The sequence below is a fragment of the Pseudomonas triclosanedens genome (genome assembly GCF_026686735.1).
Taxonomy (GTDB): Bacteria; Pseudomonadota; Gammaproteobacteria; order Pseudomonadales; family Pseudomonadaceae; genus Pseudomonas; species Pseudomonas triclosanedens.
This window is the reverse complement of sequence record NZ_CP113432.1, coordinates 708,557-720,690: the sequence shown is the minus strand read 5'-3', so window position 1 is coordinate 720,690 and position 12,134 is coordinate 708,557. Positions and strand designations below refer to the sequence as shown.

At 57.8% G+C, this 12,134-nt stretch carries 24 protein-coding genes; all 24 read right to left on the bottom strand.

The features are described from left to right. Nucleotides 1-102: 102 nt before the first annotated feature. The gene (gene rpmJ / locus OU419_RS03435) at nucleotides 103-219 is read right to left on the bottom strand and encodes a 50S ribosomal protein L36 (RefSeq protein ID WP_002555468.1); all 117 of its coding nucleotides are present in this window, start codon (nucleotides 217-219) and stop codon (nucleotides 103-105) included. Nucleotides 220-243: 24 nt separating this feature from the next. Continuing rightward, nucleotides 244-1,575 (bottom strand): preprotein translocase subunit SecY, encoded by a 1,332-nt coding sequence (secY, locus tag OU419_RS03430; RefSeq protein ID WP_254471379.1) that lies wholly within the window; start codon nucleotides 1,573-1,575, stop codon nucleotides 244-246. Continuing rightward, complete coding sequence (rplO, locus tag OU419_RS03425) at nucleotides 1,576-2,010, bottom strand: 50S ribosomal protein L15 (RefSeq protein WP_254471380.1); 435 nt, start codon at nucleotides 2,008-2,010, stop codon at nucleotides 1,576-1,578. A gap of 3 nt (nucleotides 2,011-2,013) precedes the next feature. Continuing rightward, nucleotides 2,014-2,190, bottom strand: a complete 177-nt coding sequence (gene rpmD, locus OU419_RS03420; protein WP_009617174.1) for a 50S ribosomal protein L30 — start codon at nucleotides 2,188-2,190, stop codon at nucleotides 2,014-2,016. 2 nt (nucleotides 2,191-2,192) lie between these two features. After that, on the bottom strand, nucleotides 2,193-2,693 hold the full coding sequence (gene rpsE / locus OU419_RS03415) for a 30S ribosomal protein S5 (RefSeq protein ID WP_009617173.1): 501 nt from the start codon (nucleotides 2,691-2,693) through the stop codon (nucleotides 2,193-2,195). Nucleotides 2,694-2,696: 3 nt separating this feature from the next. Continuing rightward, nucleotides 2,697-3,047, bottom strand: coding sequence for a 50S ribosomal protein L18 (gene rplR / locus OU419_RS03410; protein WP_009617172.1), 351 nt, complete (start codon nucleotides 3,045-3,047; stop codon nucleotides 2,697-2,699). A gap of 10 nt (nucleotides 3,048-3,057) precedes the next feature. Next, nucleotides 3,058-3,591, bottom strand: coding sequence for a 50S ribosomal protein L6 (gene rplF / locus OU419_RS03405; RefSeq protein WP_254471381.1), 534 nt, complete (start codon nucleotides 3,589-3,591; stop codon nucleotides 3,058-3,060). Between the two features lie 11 nt (nucleotides 3,592-3,602). Continuing rightward, on the bottom strand, nucleotides 3,603-3,995 hold the full coding sequence (gene rpsH, locus OU419_RS03400) for a 30S ribosomal protein S8 (protein WP_043248944.1): 393 nt from the start codon (nucleotides 3,993-3,995) through the stop codon (nucleotides 3,603-3,605). 188 nt (nucleotides 3,996-4,183) lie between these two features. Beyond that, entirely contained in the window at nucleotides 4,184-4,489 is a 306-nt protein-coding gene (rpsN, locus tag OU419_RS03395; protein WP_015475330.1) for a 30S ribosomal protein S14, read from the bottom strand. A 13-nt stretch (nucleotides 4,490-4,502) separates the two neighbouring features. Continuing rightward, entirely contained in the window at nucleotides 4,503-5,042 is a 540-nt protein-coding gene (rplE, locus tag OU419_RS03390) for a 50S ribosomal protein L5 (RefSeq protein ID WP_015475329.1), read from the bottom strand. A 19-nt stretch (nucleotides 5,043-5,061) separates the two neighbouring features. Next, on the bottom strand, nucleotides 5,062-5,376 hold the full coding sequence (gene rplX, locus OU419_RS03385) for a 50S ribosomal protein L24 (RefSeq protein ID WP_015475328.1): 315 nt from the start codon (nucleotides 5,374-5,376) through the stop codon (nucleotides 5,062-5,064). A gap of 12 nt (nucleotides 5,377-5,388) precedes the next feature. Next, nucleotides 5,389-5,757 (bottom strand): 50S ribosomal protein L14, encoded by a 369-nt coding sequence (gene rplN / locus OU419_RS03380; RefSeq protein ID WP_003093714.1) that lies wholly within the window; start codon nucleotides 5,755-5,757, stop codon nucleotides 5,389-5,391. Between the two features lie 16 nt (nucleotides 5,758-5,773). Then, the gene (gene rpsQ / locus OU419_RS03375; protein WP_254471382.1) at nucleotides 5,774-6,040 is read right to left on the bottom strand and encodes a 30S ribosomal protein S17; all 267 of its coding nucleotides are present in this window, start codon (nucleotides 6,038-6,040) and stop codon (nucleotides 5,774-5,776) included. A gap of 2 nt (nucleotides 6,041-6,042) precedes the next feature. Then, nucleotides 6,043-6,234 carry a 50S ribosomal protein L29 gene (gene rpmC, locus OU419_RS03370; RefSeq protein ID WP_003093720.1) on the bottom strand — a complete coding sequence of 64 codons (192 nt, stop codon included), beginning with the start codon at nucleotides 6,232-6,234 and terminating at the stop codon, nucleotides 6,043-6,045. Further along, the gene (rplP, locus tag OU419_RS03365) at nucleotides 6,234-6,647 is read right to left on the bottom strand and encodes a 50S ribosomal protein L16 (protein WP_009617163.1); all 414 of its coding nucleotides are present in this window, start codon (nucleotides 6,645-6,647) and stop codon (nucleotides 6,234-6,236) included. The genes rpmC and rplP overlap by 1 nt, the downstream gene beginning before the upstream one ends. Nucleotides 6,648-6,658: 11 nt before the next feature. Beyond that, nucleotides 6,659-7,345, bottom strand: a complete 687-nt coding sequence (gene rpsC / locus OU419_RS03360) for a 30S ribosomal protein S3 (RefSeq protein ID WP_015475326.1) — start codon at nucleotides 7,343-7,345, stop codon at nucleotides 6,659-6,661. A gap of 13 nt (nucleotides 7,346-7,358) precedes the next feature. Beyond that, nucleotides 7,359-7,691 (bottom strand): 50S ribosomal protein L22, encoded by a 333-nt coding sequence (gene rplV / locus OU419_RS03355; protein ID WP_015475325.1) that lies wholly within the window; start codon nucleotides 7,689-7,691, stop codon nucleotides 7,359-7,361. Between the two features lie 12 nt (nucleotides 7,692-7,703). Further along, nucleotides 7,704-7,979 carry a 30S ribosomal protein S19 gene (gene rpsS, locus OU419_RS03350; protein ID WP_015475324.1) on the bottom strand — a complete coding sequence of 92 codons (276 nt, stop codon included), beginning with the start codon at nucleotides 7,977-7,979 and terminating at the stop codon, nucleotides 7,704-7,706. Nucleotides 7,980-7,995: 16 nt separating this feature from the next. Continuing rightward, nucleotides 7,996-8,817, bottom strand: a complete 822-nt coding sequence (rplB, locus tag OU419_RS03345; RefSeq protein WP_024767388.1) for a 50S ribosomal protein L2 — start codon at nucleotides 8,815-8,817, stop codon at nucleotides 7,996-7,998. 11 nt (nucleotides 8,818-8,828) lie between these two features. Then, nucleotides 8,829-9,128: a 50S ribosomal protein L23 gene (gene rplW, locus OU419_RS03340; protein WP_015475322.1), complete on the bottom strand. Its 300-nt coding sequence runs from the start codon at nucleotides 9,126-9,128 to the stop codon at nucleotides 8,829-8,831. Further along, the gene (gene rplD, locus OU419_RS03335) at nucleotides 9,125-9,727 is read right to left on the bottom strand and encodes a 50S ribosomal protein L4 (protein WP_017521904.1); all 603 of its coding nucleotides are present in this window, start codon (nucleotides 9,725-9,727) and stop codon (nucleotides 9,125-9,127) included. The genes rplW and rplD overlap by 4 nt, the downstream gene beginning before the upstream one ends. Before the next feature lie 14 nt (nucleotides 9,728-9,741). After that, the gene (rplC, locus tag OU419_RS03330) at nucleotides 9,742-10,377 is read right to left on the bottom strand and encodes a 50S ribosomal protein L3 (RefSeq protein ID WP_254471383.1); all 636 of its coding nucleotides are present in this window, start codon (nucleotides 10,375-10,377) and stop codon (nucleotides 9,742-9,744) included. 82 nt (nucleotides 10,378-10,459) lie between these two features. Beyond that, nucleotides 10,460-10,771, bottom strand: coding sequence for a 30S ribosomal protein S10 (gene rpsJ / locus OU419_RS03325; RefSeq protein ID WP_003243886.1), 312 nt, complete (start codon nucleotides 10,769-10,771; stop codon nucleotides 10,460-10,462). Nucleotides 10,772-10,926: 155 nt separating this feature from the next. Next, the gene (gene tuf, locus OU419_RS03320; protein ID WP_065327628.1) at nucleotides 10,927-12,120 is read right to left on the bottom strand and encodes an elongation factor Tu; all 1,194 of its coding nucleotides are present in this window, start codon (nucleotides 12,118-12,120) and stop codon (nucleotides 10,927-10,929) included. Nucleotides 12,121-12,134: the final 14 nt, after the last annotated feature.

The following is a 12,134-nucleotide window of genomic DNA, read 5'->3' as shown; positions in this document are numbered from 1 at the left end:
GGCGCCCAGGAAGCCAAGAAAGGGCGCGGATATTAGCGCTGTAATAACAAATAATCAACCCGGCAGCGCACTAGCTGCCGGGCTATAACGCGTGGCTCACACTCAGCCTTGGCGCTGCTTGTGACGCGGTTCCGCGCTGCAGATCACACGAACGACGCCTTCGCGACGGATGATCTTGCAGTTACGGCACAGCTTCTTTACCGATGCACGAACTTTCATCAGTGACTCCTCGGACCTTACGGATCAGCGCAGCATGCCGCTGCCGTAACCCTTCAGGTTTGCTTTCTTCATGAGGGATTCGTACTGATGAGAAACGAGGTGCGATTGTACTTGGGCCATAAAGTCCATCACAACCACGACCACGATCAGCAACGAGGTCCCGCCAAGGTAGAACGGTACGTGGGCAGCTACGACCAGGAACTGGGGCAGCAGACACACAGCCGTCATGTACAGGGCACCGAACATGGTCAAACGGGTCAGCACGCCATCAATATAACGCGCCGACTGTTCGCCCGGACGAATACCCGGAATAAATGCACCGGACTTCTTGAGGTTTTCCGCCACGTCCTTCGGGTTGAACATCAGCGCTGTGTAGAAGAAGCAGAAGAAAACGATCCCTGCACTAAACAGCAGAATATTCAATGGCTGCCCCGGCGCGATCGCTTGCGCGACGTCCTGCAGCCAACCCAGGCCTTCCGACTGGCCGAACCAGGCACCCAGGGATGCCGGGAACAGCAGAATGCTGCTGGCGAAAATTGCGGGGATTACACCCGCCATGTTCACTTTCAGCGGCAGATGGCTTGTCTGGGCTGCAAACACCTTGCGACCTTGTTGCCGCTTGGCGTAATGCACCGCGATACGACGCTGACCACGCTCGATAAACACCACGAACGCAATGATGGCCACGGCCAGCAGGCCGATGGCAATCAGAGCGAAGATGTTGATGTCACCTTGACGCGCGGATTCGAAGGACTGCCCGATCGCTCGAGGCAGACCAGCGACGATACCGGAGAAGATCAGCATGGAAATGCCGTTACCGACACCCCGCTCAGTGATCTGCTCCCCCAGCCACATCATGAACAGCGCACCTGCCACGAAGGTGGTGACCGACACGAAGTAGAAGCCGAAGTCGTTGGAGAAGGCCACGCCCTGACTGCCCAGGCCAACGGACATACCGATGGCCTGGACCAAAGCCAGGACGAGAGTTGCGTAGCGGGTGTACTGGCTGATCTTGCGACGCCCAGACTCACCCTCTTTCTTCAACTGCTCCAACTGCGGGCTGATAGCGGTCATGAGCTGCATGATGATCGATGCCGAGATGTACGGCATGATCCCCAGTGCAAAAATACTCATGCGCTCCAGCGCGCCGCCGGAAAACATGTTGAAGAGGCTAAGAATGGTCCCCTCGTTCTGCCGGAACAGTGCCGCCAAGCGATCGGGGTTTATGCCCGGAACTGGGATATGCGCGCCGATCCGGTAGACGATGATCGCCAGGAACAGGAAACGCAGACGTGCCCAGAGCTCGGACAAACCACCACCGTTGCTCAGCGCAGAGAGAGCACCTTGCTTAGCCATTTAGTCCTCGATTTTGCCGCCAGCTGCTTCGATAGCCGCACGAGCGCCTTTGGTGGCGCCGATGCCTTTCAGGGTGACTGCGCGAGTAACTTCGCCGGACAGCATGACTTTCACACGCTGCACGTTCTGGTTAATCACGTTGGCATCCTTCAGGGACTGCACGGTTACGACATCACCCTCGACCTTGGCCAGTTCGGAGGTACGCACTTCTGCGCGATCCAGAGCCTTCAGCGAGTTGAAGCCGAACTTCGGCAGACGACGGTGCAGCGGCTGCTGACCACCCTCGAAGCCCGGAGCGATGGAGCCACCGGAGCGGGAGGTCTGACCTTTGTGACCACGGCCACCGGTCTTGCCCAGACCGCTACCGATGCCACGGCCCGGACGGTGCTTTTCGCGACGGGCACCCGGCGCGGAACGCAGATCGTTCAGTTGCATGGATTAACCCTCCACACGCAGCAGGTAGTAGGCCTTATTGATCATTCCGCGGTTTTCAGGAGTATCCTGAACCTCGACGGTATGATTGATGCGACGCAGGCCCAGGCCTTTGACGCAAGCCTTATGGTTGGCCAGACGGCCGTTCAGGCTCTTGATCAGGGTAACTTTGACAGTTGCCATGGTTAGAGAATCTCCTCGACGCTCTTGCCACGCTTGGCCGCTACCGACTCAGGGGACTGCATGTTCTTCAGACCCTTGAAGGTTGCGTAGACCACGTTCACCGGATTGGTGGAGCCGTAGCACTTGGCCAGAACGTTCTGCACACCGGCCACTTCCAGAACTGCACGCATGGCACCGCCGGCGATAATGCCGGTACCTTCGGAAGCCGGCTGCATGTACACCTTGGAAGCACCGTGAGCGGACTTGGTCGGGTACTGCAGGGTGGTACCGTTCAGATCAACCTGGATCATGTTACGGCGAGCAGCTTCCATTGCCTTCTGGATAGCGGCCGGCACTTCGCGCGCTTTGCCACGACCGAAGCCAACACGGCCCTTGCCATCGCCAACCACGGTCAGCGCGGTGAAGGCGAAGATGCGACCACCCTTTACGGTTTTGGCGACGCGGTTAACTTGAACCAGCTTCTCGATGTAGCCTTCGTCGCGCTTTTGATCGTTGTTTGCCATAACTTAGAACTCCAGACCGCCTTCACGAGCGGCATCAGCCAGGGCCTTGATACGACCGTGGTACTTGAAGCCAGAACGGTCGAACGCCACCTGAGTGACGCCGGCAGCCTTGGCGCGCTCCGCGACCAGTTGACCAACTTTCTTGGCTGCGTCGACGTTGCCAGTGGCACCTTCGCGCAGTTCTTTGTCCAGGGTCGAGGCGCTGGCCAGGACCTTGCCGCCATCGGCCGCAATGACCTGGGCGTAGATGTGCTGGGAGGAGCGGTACACACAGAGGCGTACGGCTTCCAGTTCGCGCATCTTGAGGCGTGCCTTGCGAGCGCGGCGCAGACGGGTTTCTTTCTTGACGCTCATTTGCTATGCCCTACTTCTTCTTGGCTTCTTTACGAAGGACGACTTCGTCGGCGTAACGCACGCCCTTGCCTTTGTACGGCTCCGGCGGACGGAAGTCGCGGATTTCCGCGGCAACCTGACCTACCAGCTGCTTGTCGATACCCTTGATCAGGATATCGGTCTGGCTGGGAGTTTCCGCAACGATGCCGGCAGGCAGTTCGTAATCAACCGGGTGGGAGAAGCCGAGAGCCAGGGACAGCACTTGGCCTTTGGCCTGCGCTTTGTAACCAACGCCGACCAGCTGGAGCTTGCGCTCGAAGCCCTGGCTAACGCCGATTACCATGTTGTTGACCAGAGCGCGGGTTGTACCGGCCATGGCACGGGTCTGCTGATCGCCGTTACGCGCAGCGAAACGCAGCTCACCGTTGTCCTGAATGACTTCGACGGACGGATGAACTTTCAGCTCGAGGGAGCCCTTGGCACCCTTGATCGAAAGTTCCTGGCCAGCCAGCTTGATTTCAACACCGGCGGGCAGCTTGACGGGGTTCTTAGCAACGCGAGACATGCTGATTCCCCTTAGAACACAGTGCAGAGCACTTCGCCACCGACGCCAGCGGCACGAGCGGCACGGTCAGTCATCACACCCTTGTTGGTGGAGACGATCGAAACGCCCAGGCCACCGCGAACTTTCGGCAGCTGGTCTACGGATTTGTACTGGCGCAGGCCAGGACGGCTGATTCGCTTCACTTCTTCGATGACAGGCTTGCCTTCGAAGTACTTCAGCTCAATCGACAGCAGAGGCTTTGCCTCGGTGCTGACTTGGAAATCCGCAATGTAACCTTCGTCCTTGAGGACTTTGGCGACTGCCGCTTTCAGCTTGGAAGACGGCATGCTCACGACGGTCTTCTCAGCCATCTGGGCATTACGGATGCGAGTTAGCATATCTGCTAACGGGTCCTGCATACTCATGGGCTTAATGCTCCTGATACAAAAGATAAGCCTTCAACTTCTTTACTCGCCCTCAAAACACCAGGCGATCAAAACCCAGGCTCAGGGGAGCCGGGTATTCTAGAGATCGCTCAAAAACGAATCAAGCCCCACAAGGGGGCTTGATTCGTTAAGCGATGAACGGAGCCGTCAACAGCCCCGCCTAACACTTACCAGCTGGCTTTCACCAGACCCGGCACGTCACCGCGCATTGCAGCCTCGCGCAGCTTGTTACGGCTCAGACCGAACTTGCGGTAGAAGCCATGCGGACGACCGGTCAGACGGCAACGGTTACGCAGGCGGCTGGCGCTCGCGTCACGCGGCTGCTTCTGCAGGGCGACCTGGGCGTTCCAACGCTCTTCCGCAGAGGAGTTCGGATTAGCGATGATCGCTTTCAGCTCGGCACGCTTCTGAGCGTACTTGGCTACCGTGCGCTGACGCTTCAGCTCACGGTTCTTCATGCTCTCTTTAGCCATGTTCCTACTCCAATCAGTTGCGGAACGGGAAGTTGAAGGCGCGCAGCAATGCACGACCTTCATCATCCGAACGAGCGGTGGTGGTCAGAGTGATATCCATACCGCGGAGGGCGTCGATCTTGTCGTAATCGATTTCCGGGAAGATGATCTGCTCCTTGACGCCCATGCTGTAGTTGCCACGACCATCGAAGGACTTGGCATTCAGACCGCGGAAGTCACGAACGCGCGGCAGGGAGATCGACAGCAGACGGTCCAGGAACTCGTACATGCGATCGCCACGCAGGGTGACTTTCACGCCAATCGGCCAGCCTTCACGGATTTTGAAACCGGCGATGGACTTACGAGCGTAAGTCACGATCGGCTTCTGGCCCGCGATCTTCTCCAGATCGGCAACCGCGCTCTCAATGACCTTCTTGTCGCCGACAGCCTCGCCAAGACCCATGTTCAGGGTGATTTTGGTAACGCGCGGAACTTCCATCACGTTCGCCAGTTGAAGCTCTTGCTTCAGCTTGGGAGCGATTTCCTTCCGATAAATTTCTTTCAATCGTGCCATGGTGATCTACCTAGCTCCCTCAAGCCTGAACCGGTTTCTGGGTCGACTTGAAGACACGAATCTTCTTACCGTCTTCGACCTTGAAGCCAACGCGGTCAGCCTTGTTGGTTTCAGCGTTAAAGATGGCGACGTTGGAGACGTGCAGAGGCGCCTCCTTCTCGACGATCCCGCCTTGCTGGTTGAGCATGGGGTTGGGCTTGGTGTGGCGCTTGATAAGATTCACCCCGCCGACGACCAGACGGTCGTCAGCGAGAACTTTCAGCACCTTGCCACGCTTGCCCTTGTCCTTGCCGGCAATGACGATGACTTCGTCGTCACGACGAATTTTTTGCATGACGGCTACTCCTTACAACACTTCAGGGGCAAGGGAGACGATCTTCATGAACTTCTCGGTACGAAGTTCACGAGTCACCGGCCCGAAGATACGGGTGCCGATCGGCTCCTGCTTGTTGTTCAGCAGGACGGCGGCGTTGCCGTCGAAGCGAATGATGGAACCGTCGGTACGACGTACGCCGTGCTTGGTGCGAACGACCACGGCAGTCATCACCTGGCCCTTCTTCACCTTGCCACGCGGAATCGCTTCCTTGACGGTGACCTTGATGATGTCGCCAATGCCGGCGTAACGACGGTGGGAACCGCCGAGTACCTTGATGCACATTACGCGACGCGCGCCGCTGTTATCAGCGACATCGAGCATGGATTGAGTCTGAATCATCTTCTATCTCCGACCCTTAGACTTCAACCGCGCGCTCAACGATATCAACCAGGGTCCAGGCCTTGGTCTTGGCCAGCGGACGAGTCTCGCGAATGGTGACCAAGTCACCGATGCGGCACTGATTGGTTTCGTCGTGTGCGTGCAGTTTGGTCGAACGCTTCACGTATTTGCCGTAGATCGGGTGCTTAACACGGCGCTCGATCAGTACGGTGACGGTCTTGTCCATTTTGTCGCTGACGACGCGGCCGGTCAGCGTACGGACGGTGTTCTGAGCTTCAGCCATGATTACTTACCTGCTTGCTGGTTGAGCACAGTTTTAACGCGAGCGATGTCGCGCTTCACTTGCGAGAGCAGGTGAGACTGCCCCAACTGGCCAGTTGCTTTCTGCATGCGCAGATTGAACTGGTCGCGCAGCAGGCCGAGCAGTTGCTCGTTCAGCTGCTCAACGGATTTTTCACGAAGTTCATTCGCTTTCATCACATCACCGTCCGCTTAACAAAGGAGGTGGCGAGCGGCAGCTTTGCAGCAGCCAGGGCGAATGCCTCACGCGCCAGCTCTTCGGATACACCCTCGATCTCGTACAGGACCTTGCCCGGTTGAATCTGGGCCACCCAGTACTCGACGCCACCCTTACCTTTACCCATACGTACTTCCAGGGGCTTTTTGGTAACAGGCTTGTCAGGGAATACGCGGATCCAGATCTTGCCGCCACGTTTAACGTGACGGGTCAGCGCACGACGTGCGGACTCGATCTGACGCGCAGTGAGACGGCCACGGCTGGTTGCCTTGAGGGCGAACTCGCCGAAGCTGACTTTGGAACCGCGATGAGCCAGGCCACGGTTGTGACCGGTCATTTGCTTGCGGAACTTCGTACGCTTAGGTTGCAGCATTTGCGTACTCCTTACTTAGCAGCTTTTTTACGAGGAGCGGGCGCTACAGGCTTCAGCTCTTCCTGGCGGCCACCGATGACCTCGCCTTTGAAGATCCAAACCTTCACACCGATCACACCGTAGGTGGTGTGCGCTTCGTAGGTTGCGTAGTCGATGTCGGCACGCAGGGTGTGCAGAGGCACACGACCTTCGCGATACCACTCGGTACGAGCGATTTCAGCGCCGCCCAGACGACCACTCACCTGGATCTTGATGCCTTTGGCACCAATGCGCATGGCGTTCTGTACAGCGCGCTTCATAGCACGACGGAACATAACGCGACGCTCCAGCTGCTGAGCTACGCTTTGCGCAACCAGCATACCGTCGAGCTCCGGCTTGCGGATCTCTTCGATGTTGATGTGCACCGGCACACCCATTTGCTTGGTCAGGTCCTGACGCAGCTTTTCAACATCCTCACCCTTCTTGCCGATCACGATGCCGGGACGAGCGGTGTGGATGGTGATGCGTGCAGTTTGAGCCGGACGATGGATATCGATACGGCTTACGGACGCGCTTTTTAGTTTGTCTTGGAGATACTCACGTACCTTCAGGTCGGCAAACAGATAATCGGCGTAAGTGCGCTTATCTGCGTACCAAACGGAGGTGTGCTCCTTGACGATACCCAGGCGGATGCCATTGGGATGTACTTTCTGACCCATCTGATCGACTCCGTTACTTGTCCGCAACCTTGACAGTGATATGGCAAGACCGCTTGACGATGCGATCAGCACGGCCTTTGGCACGCGGCATGATGCGCTTGAGCGAACGACCTTCGTTGACGAAGACGGTGGAGACTTTGAGGTCATCCACATCGGCGCCTTCGTTGTGCTCGGCGTTGGCAACGGCCGACTCCAGCACTTTCTTCATGATCTCGGCGGCTTTCTTGTTGCTGAAAGCCAGGAGGTTGAGCGCATCGCCCACCTTCTTCCCGCGGATCTGGTCGGCGACCAAGCGGGCTTTCTGGGCGGAGATACGAGCGCCCGAGAGCTTAGCGGCTACTTCCATCTTCCTTACCCCTTAACGCTTGGCTTTCTTGTCCGCAGCGTGCCCACGATAAGTGCGGGTAGCAGCGAACTCGCCGAGTTTGTGACCGACCATGTCTTCGTTGACCAGAACGGGCACGTGTTGACGGCCGTTGTGGACAGCGATGGTCAGACCAACCATGTGCGGCAGGATCATCGAACGGCGCGACCAGGTCTTGATCGGCTTGCGGTCGTTCTTTTCCACCGCCACTTCGATCTTCTTCAGCAGGTGAAGATCGATAAAAGGACCTTTTTTCAGAGAACGTGGCACTGTCGTATCCCTCTATTTACTTGCGGCGACGGACGATCATGTTGTCGGTACGCTTGTTCGCGCGAGTCTTCTTACCCTTGGTCTGAAGACCCCACGGCGATACCGGATGACGACCAGCAGAGGTACGACCTTCACCACCACCATGCGGGTGGTCGACCGGGTTCATGGCAACACCACGAACGGTCGGGCGAACGCCACGCCAGCGCTTGGCACCGGCTTTACCCAGCGAACGCAGGCTGTGCTCGGAGTTCGAGACTTCGCCCAGGGTCGCACGGCAGTCAGCCAGGACTTTGCGCATTTCGCCGGAACGCAGACGTACGGTGACGTAGGCACCTTCACGGGCAACCAGCTGAGCCGAAGCGCCAGCGGAGCGAGCGATCTGAGCGCCTTTGCCAGGCTTCAGTTCGATACCGTGGATGGTGCTACCAACCGGAATGTTGCGCAGCGGCATGTTGTTGCCGGCCTTGATCGGAGCGCCGATACCGGAGATCAGCTGATCACCAGCCACCACGCCTTTGGGGGCGATGATGTAACGACGCTCGCCGTCCGCGTATTTCAGCAGAGCGATGTGAGCAGTACGGTTCGGATCGTATTCGACGCGCTCAACGATGGCAGGGATACCATCCTTGTTGCGACGGAAGTCGACCAGACGATAGTGCTGCTTGTGGCCACCACCGATATGACGGGTGGTGATACGACCGTTGTTGTTACGGCCGCCCGACTTGGACTTCTTCTCGAGCAGGGGAGCGAACGGAGCACCTTTGTGCAGGTCCTGGTTCACTACCTTGACGACGAAACGACGACCAGCGGAAGTCGGTTTGCATTTAACGATTGCCATGATGCACCCCTTTACTCAGCGCCAGCTGCGAAATCGAGATCCTGGCCCGGCTGGAGAGCGATGTACGCTTTTTTCCAGTCGTTACGCTTGCCCAGGCCGCGAACGGTACGCTTGGTCTTGCCCTGAACGTTCAGGGTGGTGACGCGACGTACTTTCACGCCGAACAGGCTTTCTACGGCCTTCTTGATTTCCAGCTTGGTTGCATCAGTGGCAACCTTGAAAACGAATTGGCTGTTGCCGTCCGCCAGGCCAGTGGCCTTCTCGGAGATATGCGGGCCCAGCAGCACTTTGAATACGCGTTCCTGGTTCATGCCAGCAGCTCCTCGAACTTCTTCACGGCAGACACGGTGACCAGCACCTTGTCGTAGGCGATGAGGCTGACCGGATCGGAAGCCTGGACGTCACGTACATCGACGTGGGCCAGGTTGCGAGCTGCCAGGTACAGGTTCTCATCGACGCCTTCGGTGACGATCAGTACATCTTTCAGGCCCAGGCCTTCCAGCTTGCTGACCAGACCCTTGGTCTTCGGTGCGTCGACAGCGAAGTCGGCAACGACAACCAGACGATCCAGACGAACCAGCTCAGAGAGGATGGAGCGCAGAGCAGCGCGGTACATCTTCTTGTTGAGCTTCTGGGAGTGATCCTGGGGCTTTGCTGCGAAGGTCGCGCCGCCGCCACGCCAGATGGGGCTACGGATGGTGCCAGCACGAGCACGACCGGTGCCCTTCTGACGCCACGGCTTCTTGCCGCCACCGGAGACTTCGGAACGAGTCTTCTGAGCCTTGGTGCCCTGACGGCCGCCAGCCATGTAGGCGACGACTGCCTGGTGAACCAGGGTCTCGTTGAATTCGCTACCAAAGGTACGCTCGGAAACTTCGATCGCCTGAGCGCCATTTACATTCAGTTGCATCTCAGCTTCCTCTCTTAACCGCGAGCCTTGGCTGCCGGACGCACCAGCACATCACCACCGGTAGCGCCGGGAACGGCACCTTTGACCAGCAGCAGATTGCGCTCTGCATCGACACGTACGACTTCCAGGGATTGAACGGTTACACGCTCAGCACCCAGGTGGCCGGACATTTTCTTGCCCTTGAACACTCGACCAGGAGTCTGGCACTGGCCGATAGAACCCGGGACGCGGTGGGAAACGGAGTTACCGTGGGTGTTATCTTGACCACGGAAGTTCCAGCGCTTGATGGTACCGGCGAAGCCTTTACCCTTGGACTCGCCGGTAACGTCTACCAGCTGGCCTGCCTGGAACAGATCGACAGAGATGGAATCGCCTGCCTTGAACTCCTCTTCACCCAGACGGAATTCCCACACGCCGCGACCGGCGGCGACATTCGCCTTGGCAAAGTGACCGGCCTGAGCCTTGGTCACGCGAGAAGCACGACGCTCGCCAGCAGTTACCTGCACAGCGCGATAGCCATCAGTCTCTTCGTTTTTGAATTGGGTGACGCGATTCGGCTCGACTTCAATGACCGTAACCGGAATAGAGACACCATCTTCGGTGAAAATGCGGGTCATGCCGCACTTACGACCGACAACACCAATTGTCATCTTTAGAACCTCTTTAGTGTACGGGGCTTTCACCCGCTATGGCCGCCCATTTCAGAGCGTTACACGACCAATGCCGAGGGCATTAGCCGAGGCTGATCTGTACTTCGACGCCAGCAGCAAGGTCGAGCTTCATCAGCGCGTCGACGGTTTTGTCGGTCGGCTGAACGATGTCGAGAACACGCTTGTGGGTACGAATTTCGTACTGGTCACGAGCATCCTTGTTGACGTGCGGGGAAATCAGCACGGTGTAACGTTCCTTGCGGGTCGGCAGAGGAATCGGACCACGCACCTGAGCGCCAGTACGTTTCGCGGTTTCCACGATTTCCTGGGTAGATTGGTCGATCAGGCGATGGTCAAAAGCCTTCAACCGAATACGGATTTGTTGATTTTGCATTTGACCTCAGACTCCAAGTTGCCATTCCCAACGGACGGACTCCGCCCGTTAAAAGGAGGCGCAATTGTACGGATGCGCCTGGAGGGTGTCAATATTTAACCAACTCAACGAAAAAGGGACCCCGAAGGGTCCCTTTTTCTGGAGCGGATCAGCGATTACTCGATGATCTTGGCAACCACGCCGGCGCCAACGGTACGACCGCCTTCGCGGATAGCGAAGCGCAGACCGTCTTCCATTGCGATCGGAGCGATCAGGGTAACAACCATCTTCACGTTGTCGCCCGGCATTACCATCTCAACGCCTTCCGGCAGTTCGCAGTTACCGGTTACGTCGGTGGTACGGAAGTAGAACTGCGGACGGTAGCCCTTGAAGAACGGGGTGTGACGACCACCTTCTTCCTTGGACAGCACATACACTTCGCACTCGAACTTGGTGTGCGGCTTGATGGTGCCCGGCTTGGCCAGAACCTGGCCACGCTCTACGTCTTCACGCTTGGTGCCACGCAGCAGGACGCCAACGTTCTCACCAGCACGACCTTCGTCGAGCAGCTTGCGGAACATTTCAACGCCGGTGCAAGTGGTCTTGGTGGTCGCCTTGATGCCGACGATTTCCACTTCTTCCTGAACCTTGACGATGCCGCGCTCAACACGGCCAGTCACCACGGTGCCGCGACCGGAGATCGAGAATACGTCTTCGATCGGCATCAGGAACGGCTGGTCGATTGCACGAACCGGCTCAGGGATGTAGGAGTCCAGGGTCTCTACCAGCTTGCGCACGGCGGAAACGCCCATCTCGTTGTCATCCTGACCATTCAGAGCCATCAGAGCGGAACCGATCACGATCGGAGTGTCGTCGCCCGGGAAGTCGTAGGTGTTCAGCAGATCGCGAACTTCCATTTCGACCAGCTCCAGCAGTTCGGCGTCATCAACCATGTCGGCCTTGTTCAGGAACACGACAATGTAAGGAACGCCTACCTGACGGGACAGCAGGATGTGTTCGCGAGTCTGCGGCATGGGGCCGTCAGCAGCGGAGCAAACCAGGATCGCGCCGTCCATCTGGGCAGCACCGGTGATCATGTTCTTCACGTAGTCGGCGTGGCCCGGGCAGTCTACGTGCGCGTAGTGGCGAACGGGCGAGTCGTATTCAACGTGAGAGGTGTTGATGGTGATACCACGAGCCTTCTCTTCCGGCGCGTTGTCGATCTGATCGAAAGCGCGAGCGGAGCCACCCCAAGTTTCGGAGCAAACCTTGGTCAGAGCAGCGGTCAGAGTGGTTTTACCGTGGTCAACGTGACCGATGGTGCCTACGTTGACGTGCGGTTTGTTACGTTCGAATTTTTCCTTAGCCACGACAGTAAACCTCT